Here is a 26,760-nt window from a genome sequence, read left to right on the forward strand (position 1 = left end):
TGTTGCTGTTGCTGTTGCTGTTGCTGTTGCTGTTGCTTCTGAGCCTGTTCGACAATCTCTAGATTCTTCTTCGCATAAGCATGTTCAGGGTTGTTTTTGATAATACGTTGATACTCTTCAATCGCTTGGTCGTACTTGCCTTGCTTTGCTTGTGCATTGGCGAGGTTGTAGCGAGCATCTTCACCAGAAAGACCTTGTAGCGTCTGCTCGGCCGCTTCGAAATCACCGGCTTTGTATTGCGCGATGCCTTTCCATTCTTGCTGTTCGAACTGTTCTGCGGCTTGTTGAAAGTCCTCATTTTGATACAACTGATAACCCACTTGGTCATCGGTTTTCCAAGGGTTTGCAAACGCAGTATTCGGTTGGCTGAACGAGACAAGCACTGCTAGGCCACACCACATGACCCCTTTTCGAAATAGCCCAAGTGCAGGAAGTAACAGAAACGGTAATAACCAGAAACCGTTGTTCACTCTGGTGTTGAGCGAGTTATTGGTTTTAGTCACTTCTGATGTCGTTGCAACTCGGTCGAGGTAACTTGCGATGTGTTCAACGTCTGAGTTATCAAATTGAACTTCAGTGAACGTACCACCAGAGCGACGAGTCAGGTCGCGCATATTGCCTACGTTGGTTTTCGCAACCACGGTTTGTCCTGAGTCGGTCTGTAACATCGAACCTGTAGGTAACGAGATCGGCGCGCCACTTTCCGTGCCTACAGCCAAGACTGATAATGTCCAATTGCTGCCAGAGAGTAGCGAGTCGATCTCTTTCTTCTCTTGATCATCGATATCATCGCCAATCAGTACCAGATCGCCTTGATAGATATGAGCGCGAGTCATCATCTCAATCGCAAGCTTAACTGCCGATGCTGCATTGCCGCCTTGGAAGGGCATGATATCTGGTGATAGGTTGGGTACCAGGTTCTTAATGGTGTTGATGTCAGACGTTAGCGGACTAATGGTGTAAGCATCACCTGCGTAGGCTACCATTCCCGTTAGGCCTTCTTTCCATAACGAAAGCAGATCCAGAGCCTTGTATCGCGCCTGTGTTAAACGGTTTGGTTTAATGTCAGTGGCATACATAGACTTCGACATATCCATGATCACAACTCGCGCCTGCGTTTTTTCAAAGCTTGGCTGTTCATTTTTTTCAAAGCTTGGACCGGCCAATGCGATGACACCGACCAACCACCAAACACCGAAATAAGTGCTGCGGTTTTTCGATGGCTTGCTCGATTCAGGAGCCAAATAACGGGCGATGTGTGACGCCAATAACCCTTGCTTGGATTGTCTCTTGCTCAGCCACCAAATTGCGGGCAGTACGGCAAGCGCCAAGAACCAATATGGGTAGATAAAAGTAAAGTTAGACATTGTTTCTCCTAATGGCTAACAGCATAAATGCGAAGAACATTGCCGCAGACAAAGGCCATACGAACCATTCTTGTTGTGGTCGCCAGATCTTAGTGGCGTTCGTCACGGGTTCTAATTGGTTGATGGTGTCGTAAATCGTTGCCAGCTCTTTGCTGTCTCGCGCTCGGAAGTACTGACCGCCAGTGCGTTTGGCTATTTCCATTAGAGTACGTTCATCCAAGTCTTGAGCAGTATTGACCTTACGAGTCATGAAGAACTCTTTGACCATCATTTCACCCGCACCGACACCCACGGTGTAAATCGTCGCGTTGTACTTCTTAGCAATATCCGCCGCTTCAAGTGGATCTAATACGCCCGCAGTATTACTGCCGTCACTGAGTAGAATCATTACACGCTGAGGAGCGTCGCTGTCGACAAAGGTTTTGGTGGCAAGGCCGATACCATCACCGATCGCAGTTTGAGTACCAATCAGCTTTAGGACAGCCTGATTGAGTTGTTGTGAGAGCGTGTCTCTGTCTAACGTAAGTGGCGTCTGCAAGTAGGCGTGATCAGCAAATAGCACCAATCCGACTCGGTCGCCTTTTCGTCGCTCAATAAAGTCACTCAATACATGTTTCACCGCAGATAAGCGATCGATGTATTCGCCATTGAACTGCATGTCTTCTTGGCTCATCGAGCCGGAGAGGTCGACAACCAACATCAAATCACGGTGTTTCGGCTGAAACTCAACCGGTTCGCCGTACCAAACTGGACGTGCAATCGCAGTTACCAATAAAAGCCAGATGATGACCGATAACGCCTTGGGTAAGCGACTGCTCGGTGTTTTGGTATTGCTGTCCTCGGGCAAAAACGGAAGCCTTAGAGCATGGCTTGATTCTGATTTTGGTGAGAATAGGTAAACAAGGAGCGGCAGGGGTACTAGGATAAACATCCACCACCAAACAAACTCCATATCTAGTAAATCCCTACTTAGAAACATAGTGCTTAGAAAATCACTCATAACGACCTCGCTTTGGAGGAAGGGCTTTACGAAGCCAGGTTTCGCAGTCATTAACCAATTGCTGTTGAGCCTTTTTCTGTTCGTCGCTCATTAAGGCTGTATCTTGGTAGAGCGCTTGTTGCCATTGCGATTGTTTTGCGGCGAACAACGGCTTCGCCAATTGCGCATCTAAGAACGCCAACCAATCATCACCAGATAAGCCTGCCACTTTGTCGCGTGGAAAATAGCTCAGTGCAGCCTGACGAACGATGTCTTGAGCTGCACTCGGAGACAAGGTATTTGAAGGCTGACTATCACGAAAGCAAGCAAGTGCTTCGTTCTTCGCGTATTGGTTCTTTTGTCTGCGTTTTACAATGAAAAATACTAAGGCGATCAGAACGATGGCCGTGATAATGATTAACCACCAACCCCATGCCAAAGGCCACCATGACGGTGCGCTTGGCGTAATAATAGGGCTCAAGTCGAGAGGTTGATTCATGACTGAACTCCTGATACTTGGCTCATTAACGATTGCGCACAAGACAATGAATTGTATGGGATCGCCAAAGAAAGGCTCATTTGCATAAGCTGTTGTTGTTTCAGATCGAATGCATGACTCAGCTTTTCCTTTTCCTTACTGGATGAAAAGTTAAACCATTGGGTTTTATTGCCGTCGGTGATCTGTTTTGAACCTTTGAAAGCAGTGACACCTTGCTCTAATGGGTCGTAAAAATGCACCAAGCGAACTCGATTATGTCGACGTATTTGATTGATAAGTGAGTAATTACTTTCGTTATAACGGACGAAATCACTGAGCATAATGATATCGCTTCCTTTCGGGCAAAGCTGGTGAAGAGACTTCAGCCCATGCTCTAAGGTTGTGTCGTTGTGATTGTCGTGGTTGGTCAGTGCTGCGTTATTGATTTCTATGACTTTTTGTAAAATACGCAGCGGAGCATGGTTGCTAGCACTGGGTTTAATCTCAATGATCTCTTGGCCAGTATCTATCACTGCGCCAATACGATCTTTTTGAGCAACAGTTAACCAGCAAAGTTGGCTGGCAAAGTGCGCGAGTTGAACCGATTTGAGTAACAAGGTTGAGCCGAAAATCATACTGCTCGACAGATCTAAGAACAAAATCACAGGCTGTTCTCTTTCTTCAGAAAACAGTTTGGTGTGCGCCTTGCCTGTTCTTGCCGTGACGCGCCAATCAATGCTGCGGATATCGTCGCCCGCCTGATATTGACGAACCTCAGAGAAATTCATCCCGCGACCTTTACGATTGCTCTCGTGTTGACCGTTTAGTTGCGACCACAGGCTCTTGGCTGGAGGTAACCAGCGAACAGACTGCGCTTTGTATTGCAGCAGTTCATCCAGATTTAACGTGACGCCGTCACTATGGTTGGGTAATTGATTATTCATGCGCGTATCCCTATGCGCTACCAACCAACGAGATAAGGTGTGCGATCACTTGGTTTGCAGTGACCCCTTCAGCTTGTGCGTGGTAGCTACGAAGCAGGCGGTGACGTAATACCGGGAATGCCATCGCTTGAACATCTTGCGGCGTAACATAGTCGCGGCCAGCAAGCCAAGCGTGAGCGCGGGCACAACGGTCTAACGCGATGGTTGCACGCGGGCTGACACCCATGTCTAACCATTGATCAAGTTGGTCGCTGTATTGTTTAGGTTGGCGAGTCGCCATTACCAATCTGATGATGTACTGCTCAATGGTGTCTGCCATGTGAATGTTGAGCACTTCTTGGCGAGCTTCAAAGATCGTTTGTTGAGAAATAGGCTCTGGTTGAACAGGTTGGTTGCCTTGAGCTTCGCCTCTGTTTAGGCGCAAGATCTCAAGTTCACTTTCCATGTCGGGATAAGCCACTTCTAAATGCAGCAAGAAACGGTCTAACTGAGCTTCCGGCAGCGGGTAAGTGCCTTCTTGCTCAATCGGGTTTTGCGTTGCCATCACCAAAAACAGATCAGGCAGAGCATAGGTTTTTCGACCTGCGGTCACCTGCTTCTCAGCCATAGCTTCTAACATAGCGGCTTGCACTTTCGCCGGAGCACGGTTGATCTCATCCGCTAGAATAAGCGAGTTGAAAATCGGGCCCGATTGGAAAGTGAACTCTCCCGTTTCTGGACGGAAAATATCGGTACCAGTTAGGTCGGCAGGCAATAGATCGGGGGTAAATTGAATACGATGAAAATCTCCCTCGACACAGTCAGCTAGCGACTTTACTGCGCGGGTTTTTGCCAACCCTGGAGGCCCTTCAACAAGGATATGACCATCTGCCAGTAAGGCGATCATCAGTTGCTTAACGAGCTCTTGCTGACCAATGATTTGAGACTCTAAGTAGTTTTGAAGGATTTCGAAGTTATTTTTATGCATTTTTGGACTCTCTGGGGGCCATTTGATTCTTATTTTGAGTATTGGTCACTTATTAATAGGAAAAAGTTCCAGTACATTTGCGGAATTTATTTTTTCAAAATTGGAAAGATTTACAAGTGTTTAGCTAAAAACATCGTTAGGGTGTGATTATTACCATATCAATTGGTTTTTATATACAAAAGCTCGGGGGGAGGTCGTTGTTTGAGTTCGGTTAGATATCAGGGCTGAGAGCTAAAATCGATTCTCGATAGTACGATATTTGCTCAGTTAATTCATATTCAATCTGAATGGTTTTGATTGTTACATCATATTTGCAGTTTTTTTGAGAGAAAAGTCTCTAGTTTTACTGGTTTTGGCCGATACATCACTCAGATTGTGCATTGCTTGTTGGAGTGCACTAAAAAAGTCCTGTTCAGGGTATACCAATAACGAGCGATTCTTTTAAAGGTCCAAATATGTTTAAAACTAACTCTCTGAGTATCAAACAAAAAGTTGTACTTGGAATTACCTTTGCGGTTCTTGCATCGACAGTGATTGTCGGTGCGATGGCACAACAGCAAGCAAGAGATGTATTGAGTCACCGTTTGGTTGATATTGAGCTTCCCGGTATGTTGGAGCGAATCAATGGTGAAATTGACCGTGAAGTCTCTCAGTTATTGTTAGCTGCGGAGCAAATTGCTTCAAATGAATTCATTTCTGATGCTATCGAATCGACCGAGCGCGATACCGCGCTAGAGAATAAGCTGGTTAAACAACTGAACAATGTTCGCAACCAATATCAGTTGAACGATGCCTCGGTAGCGAACCGTCAAACAGCTTACTACTGGAACCAAGATGGTTTCTTACGCCAGCTAAACCAACAACAAGATGGTTGGTTCTTTGGCTTTACGCAATCTGGACAGCCAACCATGGTGAGCATGTTCCAAGAAGCGAATGGCGAAGTGAAGATGTTTGCTAACTATCAGCAGCCTTCTGGTTTAGCGATGTCTGGTCTATCAAAATCGATGGACGACATGGTTAACCTGCTGAACGGTTTCAAGATTGAAAATACAGGCTTTGTATTTTTGACCGATAGCCAAGGTGATGTACAAATTCACCGTGAGCGTTCTCGCAGTGATTCTTCGCTTCAACAACTTTACGGAACTCAATCAAGCCAACTATTGAACAAGTCGGGCTTCAATCTGATTACCACTGAGAGCCAAGGACAAGAACTGTTTGTGGCGAGTTTGTATGTGTCGTCAATGGACTGGTTCGTTATTGGTGTGGTACCAACAGGTGAAGTGTTTGCTGAGCTCGATGCGACTGCGCAGAAGATGCTGATCATGACTGCTATCGTGGCTTTAGTCTTTATCCTAATGGGCGTAGTTCTGGCAAACAGCATTACTCAACCAATTAAACTTCTGGCTAAGCGATTCGGTGACCTTGGCGAAGGTGATGGCGATCTGGCGCAGCGTATCGAAGTGAAGGGCAACGATGAAATTGCACAGCTTTCAAAAGGTTTTAATGGATTCATTGAAAAGATTCACGAGTCTATGAAAGAAGTATGCTCGACAAGCCAAGCGCTTCAAGTGGCGGCAGAGAGTGTTTCTAACAAAGCACACATCACCCACGATAATAGCCAAGAGCAACGTGATCAAACCCTTCAAGTAGTTGCTGCGATTAACCAAATGGGCATGACCATCAGCGAGATTGCATCGAACGCGGCAACAGCAGCAGAAACGGCAACACAAGCGTCAGGCAATACGGAAGTCGGTCGCTCTGTGGTGAACAAAGCAAAAGACGCGATCAGCCGTTTAGCGCAAGATATCGAAAGTACGGGTCAAGTGGTTGAACAACTTGCTTCAACAACACAAGATATCGGCTCCATTCTGGGTGTTATCCGCGATATTTCAGAGCAAACCAATTTACTTGCATTGAACGCAGCGATTGAAGCAGCGCGTGCCGGTGAGCAAGGTCGTGGCTTTGCCGTGGTAGCAGATGAAGTTCGTAACCTCGCAAGTCGTACAGCAGATTCAACGGAAGAGATTCAGAAGATGATCAACCAACTGCAAAGCGATGCTAAAGATGCAGTAGCAGCAATGAGTACAGGTAAAGTCATTACCCTTGAAGGTGTTGCTGCATCGGATGAAGCCGTAGATGTACTGGGTGGCATTTCAGACCGCATCGTAGACATCACCGATCGTAACACGCAAGTCGCAACGGCAACGGAAGAGCAATCAACCGTAGTTCACACCATTAACCAGAACATTGAAGAGATTAACGCAATCAATGAAGTGACAACGGGCACGGCTGAGCAGCTTGCTGAAGCGAGCCAAGAGCTTCGCGACCTTTCTTCTCGCCTAGATAAGATGGTTGGCTCGTTTAAGCTTTAATCTCTTTAAGCTTTAATTCCTTTAAGCTGTAGCATGGCTTAGAAAGAGACATAGACGAAGAGCTGGATTCATTTAATCGTGAATCCAGCTCTTTTGATTTACGGGGTTGTTTTCTTCTAACTGGCCTTAGCTTGATCTGGTTTCGGGCTTTGCACTTAATCGCTCTAGCATCACAGAGCGTAAATGAGTAAAATCTGATTAGGTTTAATATTTAGGTAAGTATCATGAGCGATTTTGAAAAAGAACTAGAGCAGATGACTCAAGAGATGGGCGATGAGCCAGAAGTAAAACTGCCATCAATTGAAGAGCAAAAAGCGATCGTTGCTGAATTTAAGCGACTAGAAGCGGAAGGCAAACTAACACCAGAAGTGTTAGAAAAGCATTTTGGCCAGTTCAACAAAACAAGTGATACGCCAATCCACTAAGTTTCTGCAGGGCCAACCTATATCGTTTAGGTAGGGTGGCTTTTAGCTCAAACAGATAAAGGTCTAGCATCCGCTAGGCCTTTTTTATTGCCGCGCGAAAAGCTAACTGAGCGGTGCGCAAAATTAAACCATCAAAGCGAAAGTAGTTGGCGTCTTTAAACAAAAAAATCCCTCTTACTTGGTAAGAGGGATTCGATATGGGCAAGTTATATCTTAAAAAGGCGAACCGATTAGTCGGTGCCGTACTCTTTGTACAAGCGACGACATGCGCGACCATCGCTATGGAACAAGTGACAACGGTGCGCAGGAATACCAATCGCTAGCTTGTCACCAGACTCAATCGTCAACGTGTCTGGTTGGCGATAAATAACGTCAGTATCAGCACTTTCGAGGTTTAGGTACACTTGTGTTTCGTTACCTAGTTTCTCTACCATCATCACTTCAGCTTCAATCGTCGCATCACCTGTTTCAGCAGACAACAAGTGTTCAGGACGAACACCTAGAGACATACGGTCACCAGCATTGACAGTCGTACCATCAACTGGGATCCAGAAAGTCATACCGTTAGAAAGTTGAACTTGTACGCGTTCTGCTTCAGCTTGCTCGATGTGAACCGACATAAAGTTCATCTTCGGCGAGCCAATAAAGCCTGCCACGAAACGGTTTTTAGGGTAGTGGTAAAGATCAAGAGGTTTACCCACTTGAGAAACATAACCGCCATCAAGAACAACAATCTTATCGGCCATTGTCATCGCTTCCACTTGGTCGTGGGTAACGTAGATCATGGTGCAACCAAGTTGACGTTGTAGTTTAGTGATTTGCGAACGCATTTGAACACGCAGCGCAGCATCTAGGTTAGATAGAGGCTCATCAAGTAAGAATACGTTTGGCTGAGAAACCAGAGTACGACCGATAGCAACACGTTGACGTTGACCACCAGATAGGGCTTTAGGCTGACGCTCAAGAAGGTGACCAAGCTGAAGGATTTCTGCAGCATGTTCAACACGCTTATCAATTTCAGCTTTGTTAGCGTTCGCTAGTTTCAGGCCGAAAGACATGTTGTCGTAAAGGTTAAGGTGAGGGTAAAGCGCGTAAGATTGGAATACCATACCTACGCCACGCTTTGAAGGCTCAACGTCATTCATGCGTTGGTCGCCAATGTACAAATCACCAGACGTAATGTCCTCTAGACCTGCGATACAGCGTAATAGCGTCGATTTACCACAACCTGATGGTCCAACGAATACTACGAACTCACCTTCGTTGATGTCTAAGGTTACGTCCTTAGAAATCTGTACATCACCATATGATTTATAAACGTTTTTTAACGTGACACTCGCCATCTAGCTAGTCCTCGATCGATCAAATTTTAAGTTTTACTGCTTATCATTATAAGAAATTTTTGGGTCAGCAGTAACTGTAGGAATTGGTAAGTATTGAATGAGTAAGAAAAAAGTGGGTGAGACTTGGATTCTTTAACCAAGCCCACCCGTCATAGCCAAACTGGTGCCTATTTCCCCCACATCCAGCTAAATCTCCCCCGTGATTCAATCACAGATTTAGCTCGATGCTTAATAAAGACAACAGCGGGCAGTGAAGCCAACTAAATGAACAGTGCGGTTACACACGACATTCGCTGGTAAAGGGTTCTTACTATCCACTCTTGGATGAATGCAGTTTCGGTGAATTGGCGCAATGGTACATCCTCCCAATGAAAATTTAACGAGGGGGAGTAGTAGGGGAGGAGTAGATAAATGGGGTTATTAATAATTGGCGATCCAGTTCAAATAAATCCACCCCATAACGGTGATGTTGATCACGATGAGTATGGATTTTGTGATTTCAGTCTCTAATCTGACCGGATGGCGATCACGAAATTAAGCCATAATAGCTAGGGCGTAGTGGCTAGGATGATGAGTTAGAGTCTATTTTCTCAGATCATAAGCCCTGAAAACTGGCTCGTCTTGGTAGATGTGCCCTACGTATAAATATAAAAAGGATATTCACATGAAAAACGCTCTAAGCGCTGTAGCTCTAGGAACATTAGTTGCTCTGGGTTCTTTTGGTGCAAATGCTGCTATCGAAGAAGGACAACTAACAATCTGGGTAGGTGGTGACAAAGCTTATGAAGGCATGGCTGAAGTAGGTAAACGCTTCGAAGAAGACACTGGTGTTAAAGTAACAGTGGCTTTCCCTGACAAACTAGAAGAGAAGTTCTCTCAAGTTGCAGCGGCTGGCGATGGCCCAGACATGATCTTCTACGCACACGACCGTTTTGGCGGCTATGCAGAAGCAGGGCTTCTTGTTGATATCAAACCTTCTAAAGAAATTAAAGAAGGTATCGTAGACTTCGCATGGGACGCTGTTTCATACGAAGGTAAAACAATCGCTTACCCAGTAGCGGTTGAGTCAGTTTCTCTAATTTATAACAAAGCGCTTGTTCCTAACCCACCTAAGTCTTGGGAAGAAATCCCAGCACTTGATGCTGAACTTAAAAAAGATGGCAAAAAAGCGATCATGTGGCCTCTACGTGGCGGCGCTTACTTCACATGGCCTCTACTTGCAGCTGACGGCGGTTACGCATTCAAACAGACTGCAGAAGGTTACGACATTAAAGATGCGGGCGTAGCGACTGAAGGTGTTCAGAAGTCTCTAGGTTTCATCGAGAAGATGGTACAAGACAAAGTTATCTCTGCAGACATGGATTACTCAGTTGCTGAGTCTGAATTCGTTGCAGGTAACGTTGCAATGACAATCAACGGCCCTTGGGGTTGGGAAAACATCAAGAAAGCTGGCGTAGATTACGGCGTAGCAACTTTACCTAAGTTCAACGGTAAAGCGTCTAAGCCTTTCGTTGGTGTATGGGCGGGTGGTATCAGCACTGCTTCTCCAAACCGCGACCTAGCTGTTGAGTTCATGGAAAACTACCTACTAACTGATGAAGGTATGAAGAGCCTGAATGACGACAAGCCACTAGGCGCTGTTGCTCTTAACTCTTTCCAACGCCAACTAGACAGCGATACTCGTATTGCAGCAACAATGGACAACGCGATGAATGGCGAAATCATGCCTAACATCCCTCAGTTCACAACGTTCTGGTACAGCATGGAAGAAGCGATCGGTAACGTAGTTGACGGTCGTCAAACAGTAGACCAAGCACTAAAAGCTGCTGAAGGTCGTATGACTAAGTAACAACCAAGCACAACCTTTTAAGGAGAGGGTAACCTCTCCTTACTTTTCTATTTTTTATCTATATCGCTAGCAGGTTCCTCTATGCAGTCAGTTCAAGGTACAGATGCTATCCCAGCACCATCAAGCCTTCTAGGCAGTAAAAGCGTCTTCATCAAATGGGGGTTGCTTGGTAGTGTTGGCTTAATTAACGGCTACGCTACAATTCTAATGTATTCACGCGGTGAGCTCGCTTTTGCGCTGCTTACTGTGATTTTAACGGCTTTGGCACTTTACATTTTTGGCAGTAAGAAAACTTACGCCCACCGTTATATTTACCCGGGTATTGCCGGAATGATCTTGTTCATTCTTTTCCCATTGGCTTATACCGTCGGGCTTGCGTTCACTAACTACAGCGCAAAAAACCAACTGTCTTTAGAGCGTACTCAAACCGTTCTTTTAGATCGCTCATTCCAAAGCGGTGAAAGCTACCCATTTACTTTGTACAAGACTGATGACGGTCACCAGATCGTTGTTAAAGATGGCGACCAGCTGTTAGCAACAGACGTATTTTCTTTTGAAGATATGAGTGCAACAGAGATGGACCTATCTGCAATTGAGTCTGCACAAGGTGAGAAAGAGAAGATCAAAGCGATCATCCAAAACCGTTCAGCGATTAATGCGGTTGATTTCCATCTGCCTAACGGCGACGACATCCGCATGAGTGGCTTACGTAAGTTTGCTTCTGTTGCTCCGCTTTACACGCTACAAGACGATGAACAAACGTTAATTAACAATGAAACGGGTGAAGTTCTCAAGCCAAACATGGAAGAGGGTTTCTATCAACCTGTTGATGCCAATGGTGAGTTTACTGGTAACACAATATCCCCGGGCTTTGTGGTTAATATTGGTACACATAACTTTGAACGTGTTTGGAAAGATGATGGTATTAAAGAACCATTCATCAGCATCTTTATTTGGACGGTGATCTTCTCGGTATGTACCGTAGCGTTCACACTTGTTATCGGGCTTGTACTTGCAAATATCGTGCAATGGGAAGAGCTAAAAGGTCGTTCAATCTATCGTGTTCTACTGATTCTGCCTTACGCAGTACCGGCATTCATCTCGATTCTTATCTTTAAAGGTCTATTCAACCAGAGCTTTGGTGAGATCAACATGGTGCTTGAGAATATCTTCGGCTTAAGCCCGAATTGGTTCTCTGACCCAATTCTTGCGAAAACCATGGTGTTGATGGTTAACACGTGGCTAGGTTTCCCTTACATGATGATTCTATGTATGGGTCTACTAAAAGCGATTCCTGATGATTTGTACGAAGCGTCAGCGATTGATGGTGCGAACTTCCTTGATAACTTCAAGCGTATTACATCCCCATTGATGATTAAGCCGCTTACACCGCTATTGATTGCAGCGTTTGCCTTTAACTTCAATAACTTTGTAATGATTCAACTATTGACGAACGGTGGCCCGAACATGATTGGCACCTCAGAGCCAGCGGGTTACACAGACTTGCTTGTAAGCTACACCTACCGAATTGCATTCGAAGGCGGCGGCGGTCAAGACTTTGGTCTAGCAAGTGCAATCGCAACGCTTATTTTCCTATTGGTTGGTGGACTTGCGTTACTAAACCTTCGTTTCACTAAACTGTCTCAAGATTAAGGAGCACGACAATGGCTATGGTACAAGGTAAAGGCCTTAAATACCGAGTGTGGGCAACGCATGCAGTGTTGTGGTGCTTCTTGGCAATGATTATCTTCCCACTACTGATGATCATCGCTATCTCGTTCCGTGAAGGTAACTTCGCAACAGGTAGTTTGATTCCCGATAACCCATCACTGGAGCACTGGAAACTGGCTCTTGGTATGTCGGTAACGAATGCTGACGGCTCGGTGACACCACCTCCATTCCCAGTACTAACGTGGTTATGGAACTCAATTAAAGTCGCGGGTGTGACGTCGCTTCTTATTGTGGCACTGTCTACAACATCGGCTTATGCATTTGCTCGTATGCGCTTCAAAGGTAAAGAAACTATCTTGAAAGCGATGATGATTTTCCAAATGTTCCCAGCAGTACTGGCTCTAGTCGCTATTTACGCGCTGTTCGACAAGCTTGGTCAATACATCCCGTTCTTAGGCTTGAACACGCACGGTGGTCTAATCTTCTCGTACTTAGGCGGTATCGCGCTACACGTGTGGACGATTAAAGGTTACTTTGAAACGATTGATAACTCGTTGGAAGAGGCTGCAGCACTGGATGGTGCAACGCCTTGGCAAGCATTCAGGTTGGTTCTATTACCACTGTCTGTGCCAATTCTAGCGGTTGTGTTTATTCTTTCGTTCATCGCAACAGTAGGTGAAGTGCCTGTAGCATCTATCCTGCTAACCGATGTGAACTCTTACACGCTAGCGGTAGGTATGCAGCAATACCTATATCCTCAGAACTACCTATGGGGTGACTTTGCGGCAGCGGCTGTACTTTCAGCACTTCCGATTACTATCGTGTTCTTACTTGCTCAACGTTGGTTAGTTGGCGGTTTGACGGCAGGTGGTGTAAAAGGATAAGCTGTACCCTATAAGAAAGACAAAGAGCGACCTTATAGGTCGCTCTATATTGGCATTTTTATTACATCATTTGGTTTGGCCGCCGATCAGTAATAAAAATAACCCTCAGGTTACGCATAGCTGGCTACTAATCAGGTTCCTTACGCTATTAATGATTAGTGGTTTTTGTAACTCTAACCCAGGTATTTACTTGGGTTTTTTTATGCCTGCTACTTTTTGCTTTCTACTTTGTCCGGATGTTCGTTTTACCTGTCAGTTTTTGTGCTCATGCTGCTTTAGCCATTAAACTTTCGAGTCACTTCTCTCCCGAATCTCTCCTGCCTCATTCCTCTTACAGGATGACATGAACGAGTCTCACAAATCAGACACTCAGTATAAGGGGCAGTTGCTCTATTGATATATTGCTAATATTTCAATGCGTGATACTTCAATGATTTGTATGCAACGATTAGCCTGATTGCACAGAAAATGTCTATAACGGCAGGCTACTGTTGATGCATCGTGAATAGCTATCACTCGTAGTTATTGGTTTGCTTGGAAGTATCTTTAGATTCAAAGATAAGGGGGAATCGGGTGTTGAGGTTAGAATTCTCTACTAGAAGGAGCACAGCCAAGATGCTGCAACAGCACATAGATGCTTTCTTGGTCGAGTGCCACACGACGAAATAGATCCGCAAACGTCTGGTCACCACCAAAACAAGTTTGGATGTAGTGGTTAATTTCGTTGCTGTCGTAGCCTTCGACGTACAAAGTTCTAACCCATTGGTACTCAACCGCCTTTAAATTGTTGAGTGTAGATTCGCTAAGAGTGGGGCGTGTGACGCTCAAGAGTGGCTCCAGGAAATTCAAATACATCCATTATGATTGGCGGTATTTAAACAGAGCAAAATGACGACTTTATTACAGTCAAAATAAATCCGCGAACAAGTGCCGATTCATTTCAACCTTTGGCTGGGCATCACGCTCTAATAGATCGTATTAGATCTACTGAGGCTTTGCTTGCAAAGATCGAGGGTATTAGATCAACCAATGCCAAGCAGGTGCTTGGCATTGTAATATGGTTTTGTAGCGTAGCGTGGTTGGTAAAGTTTACTTAAGGTACTTTACGTGTGCTTCCATCTCTTCACCGATCTGTTTTCGCATGTTCATTAGGCGAATAGCCGAATCTCTTAATTCGATGTCTTCTGGTGTTTCTGGCACCCACTCTGGCACCTTAGTCGGGTTACCATTTTCATCAACAGCGACCATAATAACGATACAGTGAGTCGTTAGGCGGTTGTTGAGTTCTTTAGGGTCGCTGGCTTGAACGTCGATAGCGATGTGCATAGAAGATGAACCGGTATAGATGACCTTCGCACTTACCTCTACAAGGTTGCCAACATGGATCGGAGCTACGAATCGAATCCCCCCTGCGTAAGCGGTAATACAATATTTACCACTCCACCCAGCAGAACAAGCGTAGGCTGCTAAATCGATCCACTTCATTGCTGCACCACCATGAACTTTACCACCAAAGTTCACATCCCCAGGTTCAGCTAAAAAACGCAGAGTAACGTCTCGTTTACCATCTGGTCGGTTATTGTTACTGCTCATCTATCTTCCTTCATTATTATTGTGCTGTATAACATGCTTGTTACTTGCTAATAACAATATACTTAAGATGACATAAATTAAAGCGGTGTTTCTCACGATTAAGACTATTTTTTCAAACGGGTGACGAACGGATGAATATTGATGTTTAAAGGCGGTAGAGGCGAGTGGCAAACGCGGATGAAGCAATATTGAGCAAGTGCCTAGCCACATTGACTAAGAACCAATAAATGTTGAGCTGACAGCTAGAAAGGTCGATTGCAAAAAAAAACACCTAGCGTAATGCTAGGTGTTTCTAAGCCGTTTGGTACTCATTGCGGTACCTTATTTTGTTTTAGCCAACTAACCGCTGTTTATCTGGTTTAGTTAAATTATCTTAGTCTTTTTACCACTAAAGTGGTAGTTAAAAATGTTTGTTATTCAGCTCATTTTTACTCTTGAATAAAGTATAGATCCTTCGCGTAGATATTTCCTTTCGGATTATTGTTAGGGAAGCCTTTGAGAGTATTTCGCACTAATCGGGTGTGATTGTAATGATATAAAGGCATAACTGCTGCAGATTCGTTAAGTAGCGATTCAGCCTGCTGGTATAAAGTAAAGCGTTTAGACTGATCTTCCGTTTTACTTGCTTGCTGTAAGAGCTCATCGTAATCGGAGTTGCAGTAGCCACTTTCGTTTGCCGTGTGACCACAAGTGAACGCCTCTAACAGTGCAGAAGGCTCTGGGTAGTCACCAAATGCCCATGAGCGTGCAACTTGATAGTCACCAGCGCCTTTTGCCGCAACATACGCTTTCCACTCCATGTTTTCCAATTCTACCTTCACACCCAGCGGCTTCCACATCGATGCAATCGCTATTGCTATCTTTTTGTGATTTTCACTGGTGTTATAAGTCAGTGTGAATTTGAGTGGGTTGCTCTCGTTGTATCCAGCGTCAGCAAGTAGTGTTTTGGCTTTTGTTAAACGCTGCGTGCTGTCTAAAGAATTGAATTCGGATAAAGGCGCTGTGTAGTCAGGAATATTATTCGGCGTCACGCTGTATGCTTCTGGCTCACCTTGGCCTGTAACTTTCTCGACCAGAATCTCACGATTGACGGCCATGCTCAGTGCTTGGCGTACTCTTACGTCATCAAAGGGTGCTTGACGTGTATTGAATGAATAAACGTAAGAGCCCAATAGAGCTTGCGCTTTGATTTGCTCAGGGCTTTCTTGGATTAATTTTTGGTAGTACTCAAGCTGGACACGATTGGTCATATCAATCTCACCAGCTTGGTAACGAATCAGCTCGGCATTTTGAGAAGATAGACCGAGATAGGTTACCTTATTAATGACTGTCGATGTGTCATCCCAATAGTTTGGGTTTCTCTCGACCTCAACGTATTCATTGGGTACCCATTTGCTCAAAGTGTAAGCACCGTTGGTCGCGATATTTTCTGCGCGAGTCCATTGGTCGCCTTTCTCTTGAACCAACTTAGCAGGCAGAGGGGAAAAGGTCTTGATGCTCATTAAACTCATAAAGTAGGGCGTAGGTTTTGAAAGTGAGATCTCAACCGTGTGCTCATCTAATGCTTTGATGCCAAGCTCAGAGGGAGCTTTGTCTCCTGATAGAATCTCGCTAGCGTTCACGATGTTAGCCGTCGAAAAAACAAAACCCGTGTTGTTACCTGTTTTAGGAGACACAGCGCGCTGCCAACCAAAGACAAAATCGGATGCTGTGACTGTCTCACCATTCGACCACTTGAGATTCTCTTTCAATACAAATGTCACGGTTTTGCCGTCTTTGCTGATAGACCACTCCTTGGCTTGCCCTGGGATGATTTGCCCGTCACTGTTCTCAATCACAAAGCCTTCAAACATATCATTGACGATAATGTCACCGGGCATGCCTGAGTTTACGTAACTAGGGTCTAGAGTGTTGGGCTCCGCGCCGTTGCCACGCACAAAATGTTGTTCCTCAGCTAATAGTTCTTCAGCTAACGGAGTTTCTGTCGGAACAAAGGCAGCAAAACTTGAAGTAGAGGACAAAGCAAGCAGGGACGAGATGATCACAGGGATCCTTGGTTGAGTCATTGTAATTCCTTTTACAACTTAAACAGTACTCAATACATTAAACCTGAGTCGGTAACATGTTGCAACCACAATGAACGCGTATTAAAAGCATTTGAAAGGCTTGTGAATAAAACAACAGTGCCTACTTCGGAAGTAGGCACTGAGAGAAAAGTGAGTTTGAATATTTACCCTAATGTGAGCGTTGGGTAATGCGTTTAGCTTTGTTGAGGGAGAGGAGCCTCAAGCCTTGGTTTTCTTTTGATTTGAGCAAGGATGACACCTGAAATCACCATCACACCACCAATGATGTGGAACTGGTTAATCTCTTCGCCAAGCCATGTCGCGGCTAATACGATCGCAACAACCGGAAGCAAGTTCATGAACATCGCGCTTGAGTCAGCACCAATGGTGTCAATCGCTTTCACCCACATCCAAGGCGCTAAAATTGAAGCGGCAACCGCGGCGTAAGCTATCAATGGGATCGCTTGTTGCGGTGGTAAAAGCTGTTCGCTGGTAAGCCAAAGTGGCGTAAGCATCGCGACAGCAAACAGACCCTGAATGTAAATCACCACCCAGCTACTGATGGGCATTTTCCAGCGTTTCAATAACACACAGTAAGACGCATAAACAAAGGCCGCAATCAGCATATAACCATCGCCTTGAGTCAATTCTTGATGCATGAAGAACAAAGGGTCGCCTTTGCCTAACATCAGAGCTAAGCCTGACAGTGACAACACACCGCCAACAATACTTAAACTAGAAATGGACTTGTGCAACAAAGGAACGCTTAGAAACACGCTGATCAATGGGACTAAAGACGTGATCAAGGCCATGTTGGAAGCGGTTGTGGTTAAGCCTGCGTAGTAACCTAGAGATTGGTTCAACACCATGCCCAAAAAGCCGAGGAACGCTAATTTAGATAAGTTTGGCTTAATGACAGCCCACTGTTTCATGACTGGGCGAATACAGAAAGGCGTGAGAATTAACATCGCAAAAAACCAGCGGTAAAAACTCATCGCACTAGGTTCTATGGTGCTTGCAGCAAGCTTGTTGACGATTGCATTGGCGCCCCAGATACAGACTGTAAAAAATGGTAAGAGATAATGCATGTGAATTCCGTGGCGAATGAGTTGATGCGGCTAGTTTGACAGGTCGTTATACTTACAAGTATCTTTAGAAAGACATCAGGCGCGATAGGAAGACAAGTTTGAAAAAACACTCCAGAAACCTTCATCCATCTTTATCAATTGATAAGGCACCATCCAACGTATTTATGAATTTTGAAGCGTTTCTTTCGAACACTGAAACCCGAGTTCATAGCCACTCATGGGGACAGGTTCAATTGATCAGTGGCGGTATATTAGAGATGGAAGCGGAAAGCACCCGGTTTCTAGCGCCACCACATCTAGCGATTTGGGTACCGGCCGGGGTGATGCATTGCAGTTATAACCGTAAGCCTTTGGACTACTGTTCGCTAAATATCGCCCCAGAACTCACGCAACACCTGCCAGATAAAACCAGCCTTATAAAGATCACGCCGATTGTGTCTTCTATTATCGATGATTTTCGCGATCGTGGGATAAATGTTGCGGAAACAGAGCAAGATCAAAGGCTCGTTCAGGTACTGCTTGACCAACTTGCGCAGCGTGAGGTTGAACACCACTTCTTGCCTTCAACCGACAATAAGTACCTAGCACCAATATTGGCTTCTGTTGAAGAAAACCCAACCGACGAAGTGACGTTGAAAGATTGGGCTGAACGTGTTCACACCACGGAAAGAACTCTTTCTCGCCATTGCCAGACGGAGCTCGGAATGAGCTTTACAGAGTGGCGATTGCGTGTCCGCTATCTGTACTCGATGGACTTGTTAAGAAACGGCCAATCGGTCAAAGAGGTCGCTCTTACATTGGGCTATAACCAAGCAAGCCCATTTATCACCATGTTCAAACGTTACGCGAACCAAACGCCAGAACAGTATAAGAACCGTTTGTTGTAGCTAGCTCGTGTTCCCAAAAGAACGGATGTTTTCACTAGTTAGTGAGTAGATAGACCATAAGTGAATAAGTGAATAAGTGAATTCACGCGGTATGAGCTTATGGAATCGCCCCTAATAGCCTGTATATTTCGTTATGTTGTTCGGTGACATCCTCATAGTATTGATTCAATAGAGCACTGATGCTGCCGACCTTGAACAGTATGTACGTTTCTCCGTCGACCTCGAACCAATTGAACGTTCCATGCTGGTTATACGTGGTCATTGTTTTGTTTATCCTCATGAAATATACATCAGCAGCGCAAAACATGTAGACGTACATAAGCCAAAGAAAGAAAAGAAAAACCACGAGCCTAATACTGTTTTTTCTTTTCCTACCTCTTCATTGCCTTGCTGCCAACCAAGTTCACGAACCTGAGCCTTTGTAAGGTTTAAGTCTAGTCTTTCTATGTATCTGTTGAGTTCGTCATTGTGTGCTGAGCTAATCATGTTCTATCTCCCCTAATCATTTGATTGGTATTTTAGGGGAGCTCAGTGTTTGGTTAAATTAGATATTTTGTAACAAGCGTTTAGATAAATAGAACATGATGAATAGCAAAAAGCCTCCTTGGTGGAGGCTTTGGTTAAAAGTGTGTTTAGTCCATGGCTATCGCGATGTATTTGTTGTTAGATTCCACCTTTATTAATACACAATCTAATACCCCGTCAACTCCATATAGCCAGATCCAGAATGCGAACCTTTAATTATGATTGGCCCCTCCCAATAGGGAACCGACAGCGGCATTTTGGCATTTGGATTGAGTGCCGAGACGGTCAGTTCGATTTGTTGAGTTGGAATCGAAACTTGCCACTCTGTTGGGTAGTCACGCCCGTCGATTTTAGTTTGCTTGATGGCGGTTAAGCTGATGTCTTGCTGTGAAATTGTAATGCCGGATCCATCTTGATTCATCAGCCTTGCATGGGAATAACTGGCTTTGCTTGTTGTTGAGTTTCGAAGTTGAAATACCACCAAGCTGGTTTCATCACTCAGCCTTAGCGCAAACCAATCCCAACCTTGTTGCGAGTCGAGTAAAAACTGCGAACTCCACTCTCGGTCTATCCAACCTTTACCGGAAACCTTATGCGTCACGCCATCAATGGTTACCTCGCCCGATACATTAATGAATGGTTGGCTGTAGTAATAGGAAGCCACTTTACCATCGCTACTTTTAGTGCTGTAGCCTTGTTCGCCTTGCTTTTGATAAGGCGCGTTGCTGGTTAACTTAAGCGAGTAGCCAAACTGATCTGAATTAGCGTTCAAGGTTGCGGGGAATAGATAATCGCTTGAAGAGTTCCATTGCCAATCATCGAGATAAACACGAAATGGCGAAGTGCTAACACCCGCAAGTTCAGCTTGGTCGCGAGACCACTTTTCATCGGCATAGTGTTTGTCTTTTGTGGTTACAGCGCTGTGTGCCATGTAGATCTGCTGACTTTGCCACGCGGTTTCCTTAGTGCTATTGCCACTTTCCTGTGGTGCAGCCGCAAAGCGGAATTGTGTCCATTGCACGCCTAACGTATTGCCTTCTTCATCAATCAAGTTTGCGGTTAAGTACCACCATTCATGACGAAAATCTGGGTGTGCTTGATGGTCGGCAGGGAAGGTGATCTCCACGCCTTTTAATACCGGCGTGAATTGCTCAGTCTCTTTTTGTGTTTCATCGTCGGTTTGTGTTTCTGCGCCAAGTATCGAACCCATATTTTGAGCTGATGGTTGAGTGGACTCCTCACACCCTAAAAGGAGCAAGATGCCAAGTGTGAGAACGAAAACTCTCATTGATCGATTCATCACAACACCTCACTTTGCAAACTGGATACCACGGGTTTACTGACCAAACGCCACAGTGGAATCAAGGTCGCAAACACAGCCACTAAAATGGTGATGGCTGCGATGCTGAGTGCATCACTCCAATCCCACACATAATTTAAGCTCCAACCAAAGGCACGTAGGGTAACGATGTCCGTCAACACATAGCCGACCATAGCGCCGAGTGGTAAGGCGATAACCAGAGTGAAGGCGACCAGAACTACGATTTGCCCGACTACCATTGCCATCAATTTTCTCTGACTTACACCGAGCGCATACAGCCTTGCAATGGCGGCTTTGCGTGCATCGAGCAACATGAAACAGGCGCAGAACAACCCAATCACCGCCACCATTAATGTGACGCCATTAAGTGCCCGAGTGATGGCGAAGGTTTGTGAAAAGATATCCAAAGCGAGGGATTTGATCTGCGCTTGATCGTAGAGCTGGCTTGGATGCAAATTCAGTTGTTGGCGAAGTTGCTCGTATACCACTTGTGGGTCGCCAGATACTTTGATTCCCAAGCTGGTGGGTAAGTCAGTAAATCCGCTTTCGATCCACAAATTAGGTGCAAGTAACACTTCGCCATTCGGTGAGCCGTAATCGTGGAAAATCGCCCCGACGATGAGTGTTTTGTCTTGGAGCGCGTCGAGCTTGAGTCGGCTTCCAAGGGGCAAGCCGAGCTTCACCGCCGTAGGTTCGCTGATTGCCACGAACTCACCTTGGTAAAAGCGCGTCCAGAAGTCATCAAGGTGGGATTGGAACACCATGGTTTGCTCAAGTGTATCTTTGTCTTTGGTACCGAGCAAAGTCGGTAAGCCCTGCAAGCTATCGTCGACGTAGTATTGTTTATAAACGGTTTCAACATTATCAAACTGTTCTAACGCACGTTCCACATTCGCGATTTCACCTTGGGCAGGGCTAACGTAAATATCGGCATGTAAGCGCTGTTCAAGCCATTGCTTTAACGTGGATTCAAAGCTGCCGACTAAGGTATTCATTCCGATATTGGCGGTGACGGCGAGAAGCAACGCCATCATGGCAAGGGAGAGAGGGGAGATAAGTTCACGCAGCTCAGCGAACAGATATTGTATTAACCCCGATTGGGTGCGTTTTTCGCTCCAGTTCGCTAGCACGCTGAGTGTTTTGGGCAAATACAAAGGAATCGACACCACTAACACTCCGAGCCATGCCATGGTGAAGCGATGATGTTCGCTCATCCATAACCCTGCTAACGCGAGAATAGTTAATACTGACCCGATAACAAACAGCTGATTTTCGTTAGACGTTTCCGGCGCTTGATAGAAACCGCCATGGGAAGAGAGGGGTTGTCGCACTCGCTGTTTAAAGTGCTGCCAACACGCGACAAGCGTTGCGGCTAGCGTGAGTAGCAGTGCCTGCACTAACCATTGCCACTGCCATGTGCCGGGAAGCAGTGTTGCACCATAAAGTTGCTCAAGCGTTATTGCGACGGTGGGATGTAGCCAATGGCTGAGTTGAATGCCGAGAATGAAACCAAGCGACGCGCCCAGTGTGACTAAAACAGTCAGCTCGACTAACAGAGCTGAAAATACGATGCTTGGCGCAATCCCAGCTTGTTGAATTTGTACCAACAGCCGATTACGTTTCAGCAAACTGTACTTCACACCGTTGTAAGCGATGAACAGGCCAACTAAAAACGCCAACAAACTCATGGCGGTGAGATTGAGGTGAAAGCTATCGGTAATTGAACCGAGATCCGTGCTTTGGTTGTTGGATATCCATTGTCCTTGCTCACCAATAAGGCTTTGCCATTTATCCTGAGCATTGCTGTTAGTGTCGCTCTTAGTGTCAAAAATAGCGATGTAGCTCAGTTGCCCTTGCTTGTTAAGCAGTTGCTGAGCGAACCCAATATCCATCAACATTCGGCTGCCTAGCTGCCATTCATCTGGTAGCACTACCACTTGAGTGAGCACTTCATCCAAAGTGAGTGCGTCTACTTCTCCCAAGTTCTGGTGTTGTGATTGGCTCATCATCACAATGGGTTCACCCGCTAAGAGTTGCGGCAAAGGTAAGGAATTGTCGAACAGGGAAATGTTTGGTTCTTTGGTTTGAGCGTTGCTTTGTTCTTCGACGCGAGAGTGGCGAGATCTTGAAGTGAGAGCGGCGATCAGCTCACTGCCTTGAACTGACCAGCGTCGACCTTGCTCGTCTCTTACTCGCCCTTCTATAACTGGTAGCGCTGCGCTTAATCCACTTTGTCTTAAGCTGAAGTAGAGCGATTCCGGCAAATAGTTTTGCCCTGCTGGTGGAATGATAAGGTTCTGCGCTTGAGCGCTAAGTTGCTCGGTCGATTCTGCATAACTGCGCTTGGCATTGAGGTTGATGGCTTGCACTGCGACAAACAAGGTGACCGCTAGCACAATGCCGATCAGAATCGCTGCGGCTTGCAGTGGCGATTGGCGATAGTGTGCCGCGAATAGGTTCAGAGTCAGTTTGGTATGGGTGAGCTGGCTCTGAGCGAAACCAGTTTGCTTCATTGGGTTACTCACAACGCTGCCGCTCTTGGGGTTAGATCGGCGTTCCTTAAACAACCATCATCTAACACCAATTTTGTCTGCATAAAGCTGGCGCATTCTGGGCTGTGCGTAACCAAAAGCACCGCAGTGTTGCCTTGTGTGGTGATTTCACTCAGCAGCTTCATAACCTCTAACCCTGCTTTGTGGTCAAGGTTGCCAGTGGGCTCGTCGGCAAGTAATAGTTTGGGTTTATGGGCTAGCGCACGCGCTATTGCGACTCGTTGTTGCTGACCGCCAGAGAGTGCGGATACATGTCTTTCGAGTAGCTCGCTGATGCCCAATGCGTCAACTAAATAGTCACACCAGTCGCCCCATTTTTGTTGATTTAAATGGAGAGGGAAGGCGATGTTTTGTTTTACGTTGAGTGGGGTTAACAAGTTGAACTGTTGAAAGACAACGCCCAAATTTTGATGGCGGAATCGGCTCCACTGTGGATCTTTCCAATCTGATGTGTTCTCGCCATCGAGCCACAATTCTCCACCAGATAGTTCGCCACCGGATAGAGGTTCAAACCCCGCAATGATGTTAAGCAGAGTACTCTTTCCACTGCCACTCGCCCCTGTTAAAGCCACGCTTGCCCCTGTCGCCAAAGCGAAATCAACACCTTCCAATACGTGATGGGTATCTTTGCCATCAACAAAACTTTTGTTGGCGTGCTTGAGTGTGACAATTGGGCTTTCCATTTCCTTTCCTTATAACCAAAACTAACCATCAAAAGGTGTCGTTACTTGTGGCAATTACCGAAGCGACAAGCTCTATAAAACTGTAGACAACAATTTGAAAAAGAAAGCGATTTACATCGAATTATTAATAACTTGTACTGCGAAAAGAGGGAAATAGATCAGTGTGAGGGAGAATACAGTTGGTGGTGGGAGTTTTGAGCCACCTCGGAGGCTTTGAATCTATCGTTAGATGGTTCGTGACCACGTTTAAGTGCAATAAATCATGGTTTAACGTGTTAAAGGTTTTCTTTATGAAAGCGGGGTGGGTTGGTGTTGTTTCTCTAGCTTGTTTTGTCCCATTCCAAGCTAGCACTCTTACTCGTTGTACTTTGTGGATGGGTATTGGACCTACTTTTTCTAGTAACTCTAGCTTGGTAAATATTGTTTCACTGCAGTGCTGAGTGGTAGGGCAAATGGAACAACAAATTATAATAGAATTCGTAAACAGCAAAATACGATAAACGCGGCATTAGTTGTTACTACTACCGCGAGTAATAGTTGTCTCGTATCTTACGAATAATTGGATGCTTAAAGTAAAATTAGATTAAATGTTCATAGGTAGCGCAAAACCAACTTGCCAACGGAGATCGTCTTCGTAGGATATGCCATCAAAAAAACCATCTTTCATGATTGTCGCTTGGAAGTATGGGCGCCATTTATTAGCAGTATAAGTGATGCGGAACTCATGGTCCGTTGCCATGTGGGTGCCATTACGGAAGGTGTCGGCAATTTCCTCATCGGTTTCAAAATTATCGACACGGTTGTAAAAGAACTCGTATCGATCAGAGTTATAGCCAACAAATAGGTCTGTACGGACAGATAGGTTAGTACCGTAGTTCACCTCATTACTGTTCTCATCCTCACCAATCCAATCGTCATAACCGAATTCAGGGCGAACTCGTGCATTTATCATTAGGCCGTTATCGAAGTTGTAGCCTGCGCGTAGCGACAAGCGGTAGTTCCATTGTGTATAACCAACATAAGTATGAACCCATGCTTTTTCCGTCAATGGAACAAACTTGCCTAGGTTATATTCATAATAGCCATCGGTGTTCACTTCCGCACCAAACTGGATGTCATAAAAGTCAGTAAAAGTAATCCAACCAGTTAAACCTTGAAGACCTACGTTACGCTCTTCTTCATAACGTGTATAGAACTCTATATAAACCGGATTATTATCTAATATCTCCTCATTTTCTAAGGTATTTTCTGCCATCGAAATAGTAGGGAACATCATGCTTGCTGCGAGTATAGAGAGAGGGGGTATTTTATTCATTTTTTACTCTTGCTTTAATTATTGATTACATTTTTTTGTTAGCTTATAAAAATTAATATTCAACCAAGAAATTTTATTCTTAATTTGTTTCGATGGTTTTTAGTGCTTGTTGAATATTTCCCCCATCCGCAGGTTTACTCATCATACTATTGTAGTAATCGGTTGTGATAATATATTTACGCATAATTAGGCCAGTAATTAAGAAGAAAATAGCTGGTGCGATCGAGAGTGATAACGATAAGCCTTCTAATACTTCTGGTGTTTTCTCTGCGTCTGATGAATAACCAAAATATTGCAGCGTATAGCCGGTTACAATACCAGGGTGAGATCGTGAACGTTTTTTGAACAAAATCACGACCGATTTGACGATCACATTTAGCTGTGATCATATACTCCCTTTTTAGGGAGAACATCATGCACATTGACCACTTCAAAGAACATTTTCAAACGATTATCGACCAACGCCAAGGTGCAAAGGTCACTTATTGCCTGTTTGAAGTCCTTTTTGGCTCGCTATGTGCGGTGATTGCAGGTGCGAAAGGCTGGTTTGATATTCGTGAATATATTCGCGGTCATCATGATTGGTTTAACCGTAATAACTTGTTTTTGAATGGTATTCCTGCGGATGACACCATTGCTCGCATCATCTCTACCATTGAGCCTGAACAGTTTCATGAGTGCTTCGTTAACTGGATGTCGTCAATACACACTCTTACCGATGGGCAAGTGATTGCGATTGATGGCAAAACGCTTCGCGGCTCATATAATCGTGAAGACAGGACGAGCACTATTCATATGATTAGTGCTTATGCGTCGTCCAACAAGCTCGTACTAGGACAGCTGAAAACCGAACAAAAAAGCAATGAAATTACAGCGATCCCTGAGCTGATAAAGATGCTCGACATAAAGGGAGCCCTAGTAACCATTGATGCTATGGCCTGTCAAACTAAGATTGCTAAAGCCATTGTAGATCAAGGTGGAGACTATCTGCTTGCAGTAAAGAGCAACCAAGGAAAACTCCGACAAGCAATAGAAAAGGCATTCTCTTCTCAGCAAGCCAATGTGGCAAATAACATCTCTCTTGAGCAAGGACATGGCCGTATCGAGTCTCGCCAATGCTATGCTTTTGACAGTACAAAACTTGAAGGTAACTTCTCTCGCTGGAAAGGCTTAAAGAGCATTGTAATGGTTGAAAATTTTCGCCTTGAGAAAGGAAAATCTGTCGACCTAGAGTACCGTTATTACATCAGCTCCAAAGCGCTTAGTGCAGAACAAGCTGCTATGGCAGTCAGAGAACATTGGGGCATAGAGTCAATGCACTGGGTGCTTGATGGTGTGCCACAGGCACATAAGATTGCAGCATAAGGATATGCATAATGCTTATGGCTAAGCTTGAGAAGAGATGGTGGTAGGTCCACCGGAGTCTGTTGTCGGAAGCTGGCTCCAAACCG

At 45.1% G+C, this 26,760-nt stretch carries 22 protein-coding genes and 1 pseudogene; 7 read left to right on the forward strand and 16 right to left on the reverse strand.

Translation table 11 applies throughout. From position 1 onward, the window contains the following. From H5300_RS17345 to H5300_RS17365, 5 genes are all read right to left on the reverse strand, one after another. The coding region (locus H5300_RS17345; protein ID WP_182796499.1) for a VWA domain-containing protein at positions 1-1,367 on the reverse strand (1,367 nt) is incomplete at its 3' end. Continuing rightward, positions 1,360-2,367 (reverse strand): VWA domain-containing protein, encoded by a 1,008-nt coding sequence (locus H5300_RS17350; RefSeq protein ID WP_029406403.1) that lies wholly within the window; start codon positions 2,365-2,367, stop codon positions 1,360-1,362. The genes H5300_RS17350 and H5300_RS17345, both read right to left, overlap by 8 nt. After that, positions 2,360-2,845 (reverse strand): DUF4381 domain-containing protein, encoded by a 486-nt coding sequence (locus tag H5300_RS17355; RefSeq protein WP_104214891.1) that lies wholly within the window; start codon positions 2,843-2,845, stop codon positions 2,360-2,362. Before H5300_RS17355 ends, H5300_RS17350 begins: the two co-directional genes overlap by 8 nt. Further along, entirely contained in the window at positions 2,842-3,768 is a 927-nt protein-coding gene (locus H5300_RS17360) for a DUF58 domain-containing protein (RefSeq protein WP_182796500.1), read from the reverse strand. Before H5300_RS17360 ends, H5300_RS17355 begins: the two co-directional genes overlap by 4 nt. A gap of 10 nt (positions 3,769-3,778) precedes the next feature. After that, complete coding sequence (locus H5300_RS17365; RefSeq protein WP_017084836.1) at positions 3,779-4,735, reverse strand: MoxR family ATPase; 957 nt, start codon at positions 4,733-4,735, stop codon at positions 3,779-3,781. Positions 4,736-5,190: 455 nt separating this feature from the next. Here H5300_RS17365 and H5300_RS17370 point away from each other — a divergent pair, with 455 nt between their 5' ends. Together H5300_RS17370 and H5300_RS17375 are read left to right on the forward strand one after the other, a co-directional pair. After that, entirely contained in the window at positions 5,191-7,107 is a 1,917-nt protein-coding gene (locus H5300_RS17370) for a methyl-accepting chemotaxis protein (protein WP_182796501.1), read from the forward strand. Between the two features lie 224 nt (positions 7,108-7,331). Then, complete coding sequence (locus H5300_RS17375) at positions 7,332-7,532, forward strand: hypothetical protein (RefSeq protein ID WP_004732016.1); 201 nt, start codon at positions 7,332-7,334, stop codon at positions 7,530-7,532. 230 nt (positions 7,533-7,762) lie between these two features. On the opposite strand, the gene malK is transcribed toward H5300_RS17375, so the two are convergent. After that, positions 7,763-8,875 (reverse strand): maltose/maltodextrin ABC transporter ATP-binding protein MalK, encoded by a 1,113-nt coding sequence (malK, locus tag H5300_RS17380; RefSeq protein ID WP_182796502.1) that lies wholly within the window; start codon positions 8,873-8,875, stop codon positions 7,763-7,765. 664 nt (positions 8,876-9,539) lie between these two features. Between malK and malE the strand changes: the two genes are divergently transcribed. The 3 genes from malE to malG all read left to right on the forward strand — a co-directional run bounded on the left by malE (position 9,540) and on the right by malG (position 13,279). Then, positions 9,540-10,724: a maltose/maltodextrin ABC transporter substrate-binding protein MalE gene (gene malE / locus H5300_RS17385; protein WP_017081398.1), complete on the forward strand. Its 1,185-nt coding sequence runs from the start codon at positions 9,540-9,542 to the stop codon at positions 10,722-10,724. An 81-nt stretch (positions 10,725-10,805) separates the two neighbouring features. Next, positions 10,806-12,377 carry a maltose ABC transporter permease MalF gene (malF, locus tag H5300_RS17390; protein ID WP_182796503.1) on the forward strand — a complete coding sequence of 524 codons (1,572 nt, stop codon included), beginning with the start codon at positions 10,806-10,808 and terminating at the stop codon, positions 12,375-12,377. Positions 12,378-12,388: 11 nt separating this feature from the next. After that, a complete protein-coding gene (malG, locus tag H5300_RS17395; RefSeq protein WP_017081399.1) occupies positions 12,389-13,279 on the forward strand; it encodes a maltose ABC transporter permease MalG in 891 nt (296 codons plus the stop codon). Between the two features lie 582 nt (positions 13,280-13,861). On the opposite strand, the gene H5300_RS17400 is transcribed toward malG, so the two are convergent. From H5300_RS17400 to H5300_RS17415, 4 genes are all read right to left on the reverse strand, one after another. Next, entirely contained in the window at positions 13,862-14,134 is a 273-nt protein-coding gene (locus H5300_RS17400; RefSeq protein WP_017079795.1) for a hypothetical protein, read from the reverse strand. A gap of 234 nt (positions 14,135-14,368) precedes the next feature. Next, positions 14,369-14,872 carry an acyl-CoA thioesterase gene (locus H5300_RS17405; protein ID WP_004732005.1) on the reverse strand — a complete coding sequence of 168 codons (504 nt, stop codon included), beginning with the start codon at positions 14,870-14,872 and terminating at the stop codon, positions 14,369-14,371. 428 nt (positions 14,873-15,300) lie between these two features. After that, positions 15,301-16,938 carry a peptide ABC transporter substrate-binding protein gene (locus tag H5300_RS17410; RefSeq protein WP_061022174.1) on the reverse strand — a complete coding sequence of 546 codons (1,638 nt, stop codon included), beginning with the start codon at positions 16,936-16,938 and terminating at the stop codon, positions 15,301-15,303. A 194-nt stretch (positions 16,939-17,132) separates the two neighbouring features. Next, the gene (locus H5300_RS17415; RefSeq protein ID WP_004732002.1) at positions 17,133-18,026 is read right to left on the reverse strand and encodes a DMT family transporter; all 894 of its coding nucleotides are present in this window, start codon (positions 18,024-18,026) and stop codon (positions 17,133-17,135) included. A 98-nt stretch (positions 18,027-18,124) separates the two neighbouring features. On the opposite strand from H5300_RS17415, the gene H5300_RS17420 reads away from it, so the two are divergent. Then, positions 18,125-18,913, forward strand: coding sequence for a helix-turn-helix domain-containing protein (locus H5300_RS17420; RefSeq protein ID WP_012600208.1), 789 nt, complete (start codon positions 18,125-18,127; stop codon positions 18,911-18,913). A gap of 276 nt (positions 18,914-19,189) precedes the next feature. On the opposite strand, the gene H5300_RS17425 is transcribed toward H5300_RS17420, so the two are convergent. The 6 genes from H5300_RS17425 to H5300_RS17450 form a co-directional block, all read right to left on the reverse strand. Beyond that, complete coding sequence (locus tag H5300_RS17425) at positions 19,190-19,399, reverse strand: hypothetical protein (protein ID WP_102441757.1); 210 nt, start codon at positions 19,397-19,399, stop codon at positions 19,190-19,192. 205 nt (positions 19,400-19,604) lie between these two features. Beyond that, positions 19,605-20,738, reverse strand: coding sequence for a lipocalin-like domain-containing protein (locus H5300_RS17430; protein ID WP_182796504.1), 1,134 nt, complete (start codon positions 20,736-20,738; stop codon positions 19,605-19,607). Further along, complete coding sequence (locus H5300_RS17435) at positions 20,738-23,272, reverse strand: FtsX-like permease family protein (protein ID WP_182796505.1); 2,535 nt, start codon at positions 23,270-23,272, stop codon at positions 20,738-20,740. Before H5300_RS17435 ends, H5300_RS17430 begins: the two co-directional genes overlap by 1 nt. An 8-nt stretch (positions 23,273-23,280) precedes the next feature. Then, complete coding sequence (locus H5300_RS17440; protein ID WP_182796506.1) at positions 23,281-23,994, reverse strand: ABC transporter ATP-binding protein; 714 nt, start codon at positions 23,992-23,994, stop codon at positions 23,281-23,283. A gap of 583 nt (positions 23,995-24,577) precedes the next feature. After that, a complete protein-coding gene (locus tag H5300_RS17445; RefSeq protein WP_182796507.1) occupies positions 24,578-25,309 on the reverse strand; it encodes an oligogalacturonate-specific porin KdgM family protein in 732 nt (243 codons plus the stop codon). A 79-nt stretch (positions 25,310-25,388) separates the two neighbouring features. Further along, positions 25,389-25,682: an MFS transporter gene (locus tag H5300_RS17450; protein ID WP_182796508.1), complete on the reverse strand. Its 294-nt coding sequence runs from the start codon at positions 25,680-25,682 to the stop codon at positions 25,389-25,391. 41 nt (positions 25,683-25,723) lie between these two features. Here H5300_RS17450 and H5300_RS17455 point away from each other — a divergent pair. Further along, positions 25,724-26,641 (forward strand): annotated as a pseudogene (locus tag H5300_RS17455) (ISAs1 family transposase); the annotation flags it as partial. Positions 26,642-26,760: the final 119 nt, after the last annotated feature.

The organism is Vibrio sp. SG41-7 (genome assembly GCF_014164465.1).
Classification (GTDB): Bacteria; Pseudomonadota; Gammaproteobacteria; order Enterobacterales; family Vibrionaceae; genus Vibrio; species Vibrio splendidus.

Coding starts and splice junctions, on each gene's coding strand:
- H5300_RS17425 (WP_102441757.1), bottom strand. CDS start 19,399: ATGATTAGCTCAGCACACAATGACGAACTCAACAGATACATAGAAAGA.
- H5300_RS17375 (WP_004732016.1), top strand. CDS start 7,332: ATGAGCGATTTTGAAAAAGAACTAGAGCAGATGACTCAAGAGATGGGC.
- H5300_RS17415 (WP_004732002.1), bottom strand. CDS start 18,026: ATGCATTATCTCTTACCATTTTTTACAGTCTGTATCTGGGGCGCCAAT.
- H5300_RS17400 (WP_017079795.1), bottom strand. CDS start 14,134: ATGTATTTGAATTTCCTGGAGCCACTCTTGAGCGTCACACGCCCCACT.
- H5300_RS17410 (WP_061022174.1), bottom strand. CDS start 16,938: ATGACTCAACCAAGGATCCCTGTGATCATCTCGTCCCTGCTTGCTTTG.
- H5300_RS17405 (WP_004732005.1), bottom strand. CDS start 14,872: ATGAGCAGTAACAATAACCGACCAGATGGTAAACGAGACGTTACTCTG.
- malF (WP_182796503.1), top strand. CDS start 10,806: ATGCAGTCAGTTCAAGGTACAGATGCTATCCCAGCACCATCAAGCCTT.
- malG (WP_017081399.1), top strand. CDS start 12,389: ATGGCTATGGTACAAGGTAAAGGCCTTAAATACCGAGTGTGGGCAACG.
- H5300_RS17370 (WP_182796501.1), top strand. CDS start 5,191: ATGTTTAAAACTAACTCTCTGAGTATCAAACAAAAAGTTGTACTTGGA.
- malK (WP_182796502.1), bottom strand. CDS start 8,875: ATGGCGAGTGTCACGTTAAAAAACGTTTATAAATCATATGGTGATGTA.
- H5300_RS17360 (WP_182796500.1), bottom strand. CDS start 3,768: ATGAATAATCAATTACCCAACCATAGTGACGGCGTCACGTTAAATCTG.
- H5300_RS17440 (WP_182796506.1), bottom strand. CDS start 23,994: ATGGAAAGCCCAATTGTCACACTCAAGCACGCCAACAAAAGTTTTGTT.
- H5300_RS17435 (WP_182796505.1), bottom strand. CDS start 23,272: ATGAAGCAAACTGGTTTCGCTCAGAGCCAGCTCACCCATACCAAACTG.
- H5300_RS17365 (WP_017084836.1), bottom strand. CDS start 4,735: ATGCATAAAAATAACTTCGAAATCCTTCAAAACTACTTAGAGTCTCAA.
- H5300_RS17445 (WP_182796507.1), bottom strand. CDS start 25,309: ATGAATAAAATACCCCCTCTCTCTATACTCGCAGCAAGCATGATGTTC.
- H5300_RS17350 (WP_029406403.1), bottom strand. CDS start 2,367: ATGAGTGATTTTCTAAGCACTATGTTTCTAAGTAGGGATTTACTAGAT.
- H5300_RS17355 (WP_104214891.1), bottom strand. CDS start 2,845: ATGAATCAACCTCTCGACTTGAGCCCTATTATTACGCCAAGCGCACCG.
- H5300_RS17430 (WP_182796504.1), bottom strand. CDS start 20,738: ATGAATCGATCAATGAGAGTTTTCGTTCTCACACTTGGCATCTTGCTC.
- malE (WP_017081398.1), top strand. CDS start 9,540: ATGAAAAACGCTCTAAGCGCTGTAGCTCTAGGAACATTAGTTGCTCTG.